This window comes from Nostoc sp., from assembly GCF_035638895.1.
Lineage (GTDB): Bacteria > Cyanobacteriota > Cyanobacteriia > Cyanobacteriales > Nostocaceae > Nostoc.
In genome coordinates, this window is record NZ_DASQZC010000047.1 from 1 (window position 1) to 7,500 (window position 7,500).

At 41.4% G+C, this 7,500-nt stretch carries 6 protein-coding genes and 1 tRNA gene (1 of these 7 only partly in view); 2 read left to right on the forward strand and 5 right to left on the reverse strand.

The features are described 5' to 3' along the window. Nucleotides 1–116: 116 nt before the first annotated feature. A tRNA-Gln gene (locus tag VE944_RS02075) sits at nt 117–188 on the forward strand. Nucleotides 189–277: 89 nt separating this feature from the next. On the opposite strand, the gene VE944_RS02080 is transcribed toward VE944_RS02075, so the two are convergent. After that, nucleotides 278–757, reverse strand: coding sequence for a hypothetical protein (locus tag VE944_RS02080; RefSeq protein WP_324971548.1), 480 nt, complete (start codon nt 755–757; stop codon nt 278–280). A 217-nt stretch (nt 758–974) separates the two neighbouring features. Here VE944_RS02080 and VE944_RS02085 point away from each other — a divergent pair, with 217 nt between their 5' ends. Then, nucleotides 975–2,273 (forward strand): hypothetical protein, encoded by a 1,299-nt coding sequence (locus VE944_RS02085; protein WP_324971551.1) that lies wholly within the window; start codon nt 975–977, stop codon nt 2,271–2,273. A gap of 76 nt (nt 2,274–2,349) precedes the next feature. Here the strand turns inward: VE944_RS02085 and VE944_RS02090 are convergent, their stop codons facing one another. The 4 genes from VE944_RS02090 to VE944_RS02105 form a co-directional block, all read right to left on the reverse strand. Beyond that, entirely contained in the window at nt 2,350–3,495 is a 1,146-nt protein-coding gene (locus VE944_RS02090; RefSeq protein WP_324971562.1) for a SpoIID/LytB domain-containing protein, read from the reverse strand. Between the two features lie 324 nt (nt 3,496–3,819). Continuing rightward, nucleotides 3,820–6,033 (reverse strand): GumC family protein, encoded by a 2,214-nt coding sequence (locus tag VE944_RS02095; RefSeq protein ID WP_324971554.1) that lies wholly within the window; start codon nt 6,031–6,033, stop codon nt 3,820–3,822. After that, a complete protein-coding gene (locus VE944_RS02100) occupies nt 6,026–6,169 on the reverse strand; it encodes a hypothetical protein (RefSeq protein WP_324971557.1) in 144 nt (47 codons plus the stop codon). Before VE944_RS02100 ends, VE944_RS02095 begins: the two co-directional genes overlap by 8 nt. Before the next feature lie 425 nt (nt 6,170–6,594). After that, nucleotides 6,595–7,500, reverse strand: the 3' portion of a protein-coding gene (locus VE944_RS02105) for a ribonuclease Z (RefSeq protein WP_324971559.1). The gene runs 27 nt beyond the window's last position; only the last 906 of its 933 coding nucleotides appear in the window; its start codon lies beyond the right edge, outside the window — the gene reads right to left on this strand; it ends in the stop codon at nt 6,595–6,597.

A 7,500-nucleotide genomic window follows, 5' to 3' on the forward strand; every position in this document is an offset into this window, starting at 1 on the left:
TATAGGAATTTAAATCAATCAATTTTCTGCTGTAAAAATCCTTTGTCTGAAATTAACTATAAAAGTACTTGACAATAACCTAGGTCTAACTGCTATATTAACTAGAGTAAAGTCGTTGGGGCGTAGCCAAGTGGTAAGGCAGCGGGTTTTGGTCCCGCCATCCCTAGGTTCGAATCCTAGCGCCCCAGTAAATCAAAAGACAGGCATAACAGCCTGTCTTTTTAAGTGTTTAATTAAATTTTTAAGACGCATATCAATGCATCTATGTCTGTAAATGTTACTTGTCAGGCGATTTGAGAGCTTGATCCAAAGTTTGCCGAGCCTGTTCTGCTTTAGCTCGCGCTTCTTGATAACGCACATTAGCTTGGGCAAAATTTTTGAGAACTTTAAAACCTTCCTTGAGTCGAGTAATTTCCTCTTCTGTCACCGATTCGTCGGTGAATAGAACATCAACCGCTTTGCGAATTTCCAAAGCTTCAGCTCGTGATTCCTGAACTTTCAGCTTGAGTGTAGCCAGGTTACTTAGAACCTGGACAGCTTGTGTAATAGTATCCTCACCGCTAGCACTATCAATAGTTGACTCTTTAACCTCAATTAATTGTTGAGGGCCAAATCCTTCTTCTAGTTCCGTGGGTAGCTTTCCTGAATCCATCAGTTCCATTAGCTGATCCATTGCTTTATCACGGGCTTTTGCCGAATCTTTTCCAGAAACAGTAAGGATAATTTCTGGGCTTTGAGCGAGAGTATACTGAACCATATTTGAACAGAAAATTTGCTGGTTAACCAAGCTGAGGCAAATGATTATAACATACTGCGTGTCCGTTTATTTATTGGTAAACATACTTGTCGGTTTGCCTAACTTATGTATTTTCTATATTTAATAATTCATGCTTCATCCCTGCTCTTGCCAAGTCGCTTCAAATAAAACTTTATACTTAAGAAAGGCAATTAAATTTCAACAGGAGGGGAGAGCAATGGCTCCTAGTCCCACCATCATGCAAGCTGTGGAAAAACTGGGCTACCGTGTCACTGTTGGTGATGTGGCAACCGAGGCAGGATTGAATGTCGCTGAAGCTAATCAAAGCTTGTTAGCCTTGGCATCTGATGCTGGGGGACATTTGCAAGTAGCAGATTCAGGTGATATAGTTTACCTTTTTCCACAAAATTTTCGAGCAATTTTGCGTAATAAATACTTCCGGTTACGATTGCAGGAATGGTGGAAAAAAGTCTGGAGTATTCTGTTTTATTTGATTCGCATTTCTTTCGGAATTTTCTTAACTGTTTCCATCGCTCTTATAACTGTTACCATTTTCATGATCATTACCGCTATCAATTCAGATCGTGAAGGCGATAATCAGGGCAGTAGTTTTGGGGGTGGGGGGTTCTTCTATTTTCCAAATTTATTTTGGTATCTTAGCCCAAATTATGACACCCACTATCAGGAACGGCGACGTGAAAGGCGAGAAGAAAGCAATCTGAATTTCTTTGAAGCTGTCTTTTCATTTTTGTTTGGCGATGGTAATCCTAATACCAACTTAGAAGAACGTCGGTGGCAAGAAATTGCTACTGTGATTCGGACTAACCGTGGTGCAGTGGTAGCAGAACAAATTGCTCCATATTTGGATGACATTGGCGAGGGATATACAAGAGAGTACGAAGATTATATGTTGCCTGTTCTGACGCGATTTAATGGGCAACCATCGGTAAGTCCAGAAGGGCAAATTGTTTATTACTTCCCAGAGTTGCAGGTGAGTGCAGTTAAAAAGCTCCGTTATGCAATATCAGATCACTTGGAGGAATTTCCCTGGCGTTTTAGTGCTGCAAGTTCAGGACAAATTATGCTCAGTGCTGGGTTGGGTGTACTAAATTTTGTTCTTGCTTTAGTATTGGGAAGTTTGTTGAAAGATGGTACTGTTGCCGTCCAATTAGGTGGACTGGTAGCTTTTGTCCAAGGAATTTATTGGCTGCTATTGGCTTACGGAGCAGGTTTCTTAGGCATCCCATTATTGCGTTATTTCTGGATTCAGTGGCGTAATCGCAAAATAGGCGATCGCAACCGCGATCGCCTTTCCAGATCAAGGCTATTGGCAAGCCCCGATGCACCTTTGCAACAAAAAATTGACTATGCCCAACAATTTGCAGCAGAAAAAGTCATTGGTAACGAAGATTTAGTGTATTCTAGCGAAACTGACTTACTCGACCAGGAAGTTGAGCGTTCTGCACAAATTGACGCTGAATGGCAACGGCGCTTGGAACGTGGGAGTGGGGAATAGAGTTAACAGTAAAGAGTTGAGAGTCAGGAGTGAATAATTAAGATTTATTTAAAACTCCTAACTCCTAACTTTCTCCTTACTTCGCCTGAATTGGTGTTAAGGCTACACCTTGATAATAATGTCCCAAAATTTGCAGGTGGTTTACTCCCTGCCGAGCCAGATTGTATGCTCCCCACTGACTCATGCCCAAACCATGACCAAAGCCAAGCCCTTGAAGTACAAAACCACCATCTGCTCCCTTGCTGACGCTGAAGCGGGTACTTTTTAGCTTTAGCGCTGTTCGCACTTCCTCGCGCTGTAGAACCTTTGTGCCTTTGTTACCGACAATTTTCAAGACTTTAACACTGCGGAAAGGCGAGTATGTCTCTGGAATCATCGCCGTTACACTGCCAACTTCAGGGAATTTGGCGTTAATCTCCCTAGCCGAGAAGGTTTTTACCCAATTACACTCACTGATATTTTGATCGTAGTCTTGAACAGCCCGTAGGTACGGCAACGCATTTCCCCAAACGTCCTCAACGTTTTCGGTGTGTCCTCCAGAACAAGCGTGGAAGACTGAGAGAATAATCCGGTTTTTGTAAGTTAGTACCTGTCCTGCTGTTTCATCAACTGCTTTGTAAGTAGCAGGAGATTCACTGATTACGCCTTTGTAAATTTGCCAGCGATCGGGGGTATTACCTAAATCGTAAACGGGATTATTCCGTTGTTTTTCTCGCTCGTAGAGGGCGTAAGTGCGAGCTGCGATCGCCTGGGCTTTTAAAGCTTCTTGGGGCCAGCTAGCACTCATTTCGCCACCGAGAACGCTGTAGAGATACTCTTGGTCATCAACCCAGTTAACGGCGGTTAAGCCTTTGTCTGTGGGAACAACCAGAGTTCTACCCCGATACCAGCGATCGCCAATATAAACGAATCCTTTACCTGTTGGCTCAATCCAAAATAAACCAGACTGCCACTTATCTAAAGCCACTCCGCCAGGAACAGCTTGGGCATAATATGCACTCATCGCTGGTAACTGTCCAAGAGTCCGACCAGTACTATCCTTGACAATCCCAGTGGTGGAACTACCCACTTTTACTTGATTAACGCCCCTCTCAATTGCTACGCGCAGAATTACAGACGCTTGAGCTGGGGCAACCAAAGCAATCCACAAGAGGACACTTACCCACCAATGACGTACTTTAACCTGGGAAAATAAAAAGCCTAAGTAAAGTTGGAATTTCATGCTGGTCATCTAATCACATTAGTATCTAATTGACGCTTTGGATTATGGCGTCTACTACTTTAAGATGAGACACTTCTCCAACACAGGAGGTTGCCACCTCCTACTAATTATGCATTTTGATTTAGCTATAAGGTAGAAATCAGGTGAAGAACACGGGAGATAGGATCCAAAAGGAGAATTCCTCTCCTCTACCTGTTTCCAATGACCAATTCCCCATGCCCACTTGCCCTAAGCGTATCGCTAAAGCCAAAGCTCCGCTAACACGTAGCCTCTCGTAGAGAAGCCGAAGGGATACCCAATGCACAATACTAATGCTTCTTCAGCCTACGATGCCAATACCTTTTGAGAATTACTCACTTCATTAGCGATAATTCCAATTAAATTCAATTTACTCAAAATTTCTGTTGCTTGAGTCAGTTCAGTTCGCGTCACTCTTCCCATACGCTCTACCATTACGATCCCATTGCAAAAAGCTGCCACAATTCTGGCATCAACTGTACCTAAAATACATGGAGCATCTATCAGTACTAGGTCATAACTTTGCTCAAACAACTCAATTAGTTCTTTCATCCGTTGAGAACTGAGCAACTTCACCGTGTCTTCTGCTTCAGGCCCAGCAGTCAAAATATCAATGCAGGGATGAATAGGCTGGATGTAATCTTGAAAATCAGTTGTCGTCTCATCAAGTAATAACAGAGATAGTCCCCAGTCATTGGATAGTTCCAGGATTTTGTGCAGGCTAGGATTATGTAAATTAGCATCAATAACTAATACCCGCCGGTGCATTCGGGTAGCGCTAGCTACAAGCCCTAATACTAAAGTTGTCTTCCCTTCGCCTGGTAGTGCTGAAGTCAACATCAATGACTTAAAGGGTAAGGGATATTTTAATATTTGAATATTTTGGTAGATCATGTCCAGGGTTTCATGGACAGGTAATCTAGTACTAGCTTCTACTATAGAGTAATCTGAGCTTCGTCGCCCATTCCAATGTAGGGATAGCCGCCGCTTTTTGACATTACATGACGGTAGTTTTGGTACTGACCCCAATACACGTAGATTCGTCAGTTTCTTTAAATCTCCAACACAGTAAATAGCGTCATTAAACTTTTCCAAAATCAGGACTGCTAAGATACCTAAAATCGGCCCAACTACCGCCCCTCCAACCAAAAATACTAATCTGTTGCTCCCCATATAAGTACCCAGAGCAGGTTCTGCCAAAACTTGCCAGCTATATCCTTCTTGAGCAATTTTCAGCCCCAAGGATTGTTGTGCTTGGAGTAATTGTTCAAGGGTTTTACGACTAGTTTGCACCTTTGGCAGCAGACGGTTATACTCTGCTATTAAGCTTGGGTATTTGTTTAACTCAGAGCGAAGTCGCTGTTCTGACTCGGCTAGATTCTTTTCATTAGCAGTTAGTCCTAAGACAGTTGTCTGTAGCAAAATTAACTCGTCTACTAGCTTTGGCTCAACCCCTAGCATTTGCTCTTTTAAAAGCGGTTCTCCCTTACTGCTAGCAGTAATAGTTTTCACCTCTTGTCGTAATAGCGACAGTTGACTTTGGCGTTGCTGCTTTAGTTTCTGTACCGATGGGTAATCGTCTGTATAGCGTAGCCGTTCCTTAGCTAACGCTAGTTCAGTTTTTTGAATTTCGCTCAATAGCGTTTGGTAACGACTTGACTGATTTAAACGAGAAGAAATTAGTGCATTCTGCTGAGACGAGGAAGCTATTTGTTGCTCTAAATTCTCGTAGCGAACATTTATATCTTGAACGTGGGCACGAGTACTTTGTAGCTGTTTTTGAATATCAGCTAGAGATTCTAGCAGGATTTTACTTTGAACTTCAGGATCGAGTAATTTATGTTTCTTGCGAAACTGTTCCAAATTTTTCTCAGCTTTACTCACCTCTTTTTTGATTTCAGGTAAGCGAGCATTTCCAAAAGCCAGTCCTTGATTGAGACGTTCTTTTTGTTGCTCTTTATTGTAGTTTTGATAGACTTTTTGTAGAGCTTGAAGTACTCTTTGTGTTTTGACTGGATCATCATCATTGAAGGAAACTTTAAATAATTGACTAAAAACTTTATTAGCTCCTAAACCTCCCTCTTCGGGAGTCACTTCTAAAGGTGCTTTTTTGTTCTGTTCTATTAGACCATTGATATCCTTTAAGGTAATATCAGGATAATCAGAATGAAGTAAATTTACGGCTTTTTGAAGCAACTTAGAACTCAGCATGAGTTTCATCTGAGTAGTGGAATCAACAACTTGATAATTTGGTTCAGTAACCTTGGTGTCTGCGCTTTCTGGAATATTATTTGACTGTGTGGCTTCAGATAAATTGGAATTCACCAATATCCGCATATTGCTCTGGTAAGTAGGTTTGGCAATGAAAGCTAGAAGGCTAGCAGCTGCCATAACTACACAGGAAACCCCCAAAATCAGCAAACGTCGGCGAAGCAAAATAGTAGATATTTGTCTGATGTCAACTGCGCCTTGTGCTGAAGTAGTAATCTGTTGCTCTTGATTCAGACTAGTCTTAACCACTATCAAACTCCTCTAATATCGAAACACTATATTTATTTGGCAGATTTATGAAAAATGTGATTTTTTTTACATCTATAGCCGCAATAGCATACTTAATTATTCTTCCAATTATGACAAGCTCAATTGGCGCTTTCATGTTCATCAATTCATGCATATAAATTTTTAATCAGTGTTAGAAGAATAAATTTTTAATAAATATTTTATTTAAGGAAGAAAAATCTTGACGAAAAATTAATTATTTTTCTTAAGTATTAAAGTATAAAATTCTCTAATTTACAATAGTACTATCCTATTAAAGTTATTTTAATAACTTGTAATATAAGAAACACATTGATAAAAACATTTAATTCATAGTAGTTGTAGGTTATTAATACACTTAGGGAAACGTAAATTCTTAGGTAACTATTTTACTTACTCCTCAAGCTAAACTGCTATCTATTTGCTAGACGTTATAAATTAGACTACTAAACTCCAAAATAGAGCCTGGTTAATTTTAGATTAGAAGGGTTCAATAGGATATCTAAAATCCAAAATTTAAACGCTTACCTTGGTTAACTCTACTTACCGCCGCCTGGGTACTTCATGAATCATGAAATCATAAGCCATGTCAGTACGGGGAAAAATAGCACGGGCTTCTTGAAGAAGATCCTTCAATTCCAAGGTATTACCAGGAGCATAGCGGGGACTGAAATGACTCATAATCAGTCGATGTGCCCCAGCAGCTAAAGCTGTTTGCGCTGCCATTGTCGTTGTAGAATGCAACCGTTGAAAAGCCATGTCTGCATCTTGATGAGCAAAGGTTGCTTCGTGAATTAATACATCTGCATCTTTTGCCAATTCCACAGCACCGTCACAATAAATTGTGTCTGTACAATAGGCAATTTTTCGACCAATTTCTGTAGGACCGCATAATTGAGTGCCATCAATCACCCGTCCGTCCGCAAGCGTCACTGTTTCACCGCGCTTAAGTTGACCATAAACCCGACCGGGAGGAATTTGCAACCCCTTGGCTTTTTCAATATCAAAGCGTCCTGATCGGTCTTTTTCGGCTACACGGTAGCCGAAAGCTGTAATGCGATGATGTAAATTACCGCAGCTTACGGTGAAGTCATCGTCTTCATAAATTACCCCTGGACGGATGGCATGGACTTTAATGGGATAGGAAAAGTGTGTGTAGGAGTAACGGGAGGCGGCTTGAATGTAATCATTTAATCCAGGTGGCCCATATATATCAATTCGTTCCACATTGCCAGCCAAGCCGCAAGTAGCAAGAAGTCCCATTAAGCCAAAGATGTGGTCGCCGTGCATGTGAGTGATAAAAATTCGCGAGAGTTGGCTAATTTTCAGTTCACTCCGGATGATTTGATGCTGGGTGCCTTCGCCACAGTCGAATAACCACAGTTCTGCTCTTTGAGGTAATCTCAGGGCCACACTCGAAACATTGCGCGCTCGCGTGGGTACACCGGA

Excerpts from the sequence above, each read along its gene's own strand:
- VE944_RS02090 (WP_324971562.1), bottom strand. The coding sequence starts at position 3,495 with ATGAAATTCCAACTTTACTTAGGCTTTTTATTTTCCCAGGTTAAAGTA.
- VE944_RS02085 (WP_324971551.1), top strand. The coding sequence starts at position 975 with ATGGCTCCTAGTCCCACCATCATGCAAGCTGTGGAAAAACTGGGCTAC.
- VE944_RS02080 (WP_324971548.1), bottom strand. The coding sequence starts at position 757 with ATGGTTCAGTATACTCTCGCTCAAAGCCCAGAAATTATCCTTACTGTT.
- VE944_RS02100 (WP_324971557.1), bottom strand. The coding sequence starts at position 6,169 with ATGAAAGCGCCAATTGAGCTTGTCATAATTGGAAGAATAATTAAGTAT.